This is a genomic window from bacterium (assembly GCA_035945995.1).
Lineage (GTDB): Bacteria > Sysuimicrobiota > Sysuimicrobiia > Sysuimicrobiales > Segetimicrobiaceae > DASSJF01.
The window spans coordinates 1-2,278 of record DASYZR010000037.1 but is presented as its reverse complement, the minus strand read 5'-3'; the positions used below and the strand labels follow the sequence as shown (position 1 = coordinate 2,278).

Annotated in this window: 3 protein-coding genes; all 3 read left to right on the top strand. The window is 72.3% G+C overall.

Going from position 1 to position 2,278, the window contains the following annotated elements:
• Window positions 1-689: thiamine pyrophosphate-dependent dehydrogenase E1 component subunit alpha (locus VGZ23_03265; protein ID HEV2356615.1), on the top strand; the 689-nt coding region annotated here is incomplete at its 5' end.
• Window positions 686-1,702: an alpha-ketoacid dehydrogenase subunit beta gene (locus tag VGZ23_03260; GenBank protein ID HEV2356614.1), complete on the top strand. Its 1,017-nt coding sequence runs from the start codon at window positions 686-688 to the stop codon at window positions 1,700-1,702. The genes VGZ23_03265 and VGZ23_03260, both read left to right, overlap by 4 nt.
• Before the next feature lie 40 nt (window positions 1,703-1,742).
• On the top strand, window positions 1,743-2,278 hold a 536-nt coding region (locus VGZ23_03255), incomplete at its 3' end, for a biotin/lipoyl-containing protein (GenBank protein ID HEV2356613.1).

The window sequence follows — 2,278 nt, the reverse complement described above, 5'->3', positions numbered from 1 at the left end:
GGTACTGCAAAGGGAAGGGCGGCTCGATGCACATCGCCGACGTCGAGGCCGGCATTTTGGGCGCCAACGGGATCGTCGGCGGCGGCATGGGGCTCGCCACCGGGGCCGCGCTCGCCTCGCAGCTCGCCGGCCGCGACGACGTCGCCGTCTGCTTCTTCGGCGACGGCGCCCTCAACCAGGGCATCTTCCACGAGGCCGCCAACATGGCCGCGATCTGGCGCCTGCCGGTCGTCTTCGTGTGCGAGAACAACCAGTACGCGATGTCCGCGCGCGCCGACCGGTTCACGTCGGTGGCGGATCCCTCGGTCCGGGCGACCGCGTACGGATTCCCAGGCGTGAGCTGCGACGGGATGGACGTATTGGCCGTGTACGCGACGGTCGGCGCGGCGGTGGCGCGGGCGCGCGCGGGAGACGGGCCGTCGCTCGTCGTCTGCGTGACGTACCGGTTTCTCGGTCACCACGTCGGCGACCCGCTCAACTATCGCGACAAAGCCGAAGTCGAGATCTGGCGGGCGAAGGATCCGATCGACCGGTTCCGGGCGCTGCTCGTCGAGCGGCGGGTCGCGACCGCCGCCGAGGCCGATGCCCTCCGCCCGCAGGTCGAGCGGGAGATCGAGGACGCCGTCGCGTTTGCGAAGGCGAGCCCCGAGCCCGACCCGAGCGCGCTCACCGAGGACGTGTACGCGTGAGCGCGGTCGAGACGCAGGCGGCGCCCGCGGGCACCCGGGTCCTCACGTACGCGGAGGCGCTCAACGAAGCGCTGCGCGAGGAGATGCGGCGCGATGCCCGTGTCTTCGTCATGGGGGAAGACGTCGCGGTGTGGGGGGGCGGCGGCGTCTTCGGGGTCACGCGCGGTCTCGTCGAGGAGTTCGGACCGGAGCGCGTCCGCGACACGCCGATCTCCGAGGAAGCGATCGCGGCGCTCGCGGTCGGGGCGGCGATGGCCGGGGCCCGGCCGGTCGCGGAATTCATGTACGCGGACTTCCTCACGCTGGCGATGGAGCCGATCGTCAACCAGGCCGCCAAGATCCGGTACATGTTCGGCGGAAAGGCCCGCGTGCCGGTGGTCTTCCGCGCCCAGGAAGGAGCGGGGCGCGGCAACGCGGCCCAGCACTCCCAGTCGCTCGAAGCGTGGTTCTGCCACATCCCCGGATTGAAAGTCGTCACGCCCAGCACGCCGGCGGACGCCAAAGGCCTGCTGGTCTCCGCGATCCGCGACGACAACCCGGTCGTGTTCCTCGAGCACAAGATGCTGTACAACACGAAGGGCCCGGTTCCGGCCGGCGAGCACACCGTGCCGCTCGGGGCGGCGGACCGCAAGCGCGAGGGGCGCCACGTGACCGTCGTCGGCATCCACACGATGGTGCTCAAAGCCCTGGAGGCGGCCGATCAACTGGCGGCCGAAGGCATCGAGCTCGAGGTGATCGATCCCCGCACCCTGGTGCCGCTCGACGTGGAGACGATCGTCGCGTCCGTCCGCAAGACCGGCCGGCTCATCGTGACGCACGAGGCGTACGAGCGGGGCGGCATCGGCGCCGAGGTCGTCGCGCAGGTCGTCGCGGCGGCCTTCGACGCCCTGGACGCGCCGCCGGTCCGGGTGTGCGGCGCCAACGTGCCGGTGCCCTACAGCGGCCGGCTCGAGGCGGCGGCCCTGCCGCAGGTGGACGGCATCGTGGCCGCCTCCCGCCGGCTGATGGCGTGACGGCCGCGCCGCCCGGGCGGGCCTCGAGGCCGTCGGCCTGATGGCGACGGAGGTCGTGCTCCCGAAACTCGGCCTGACCCAAGACGACGGCACGATCGTCCGGTGGGTCAAGCCCGAGGGCAGCCGGGTCGCGAAGGGCGAGCCGCTGTTCGAAGTGATGACCGACAAGGCGACGATCGAAGTTGAATCGCCGGCGTCGGGCGTGCTGCTGCGGATTCTCGTCCCCGAAGGCGCCACGGCGCCCGTCGCCACGCCGATCGCCTTGATCGGCGAGCCCGGAGAGCGAATCGTTGAACGTTCCGCCCCGTCGCCCGCGCCGGCAGTGTCTGGTGTATCGGTGAATGCGCCGGGGCCCCGGCCGTTGAGTGAGCTGACGACGCCTCCCCGAACGACCGGCGCGGCCGCGGTGGGCGGCACATCGGGTGACGGGCGCGTTCGCGTGTCGCCGCGCGCGCGCGCGCTCGCCTCGGCGCGCGGGATCGATCTCCATTCCCTTCGCGGCACCGGTCCCGACGGCCGGATCATCGAGCGCGACGTGCAGCGGGCGCTCGACGCTCCCCCCGCGGGAGGCGCGTC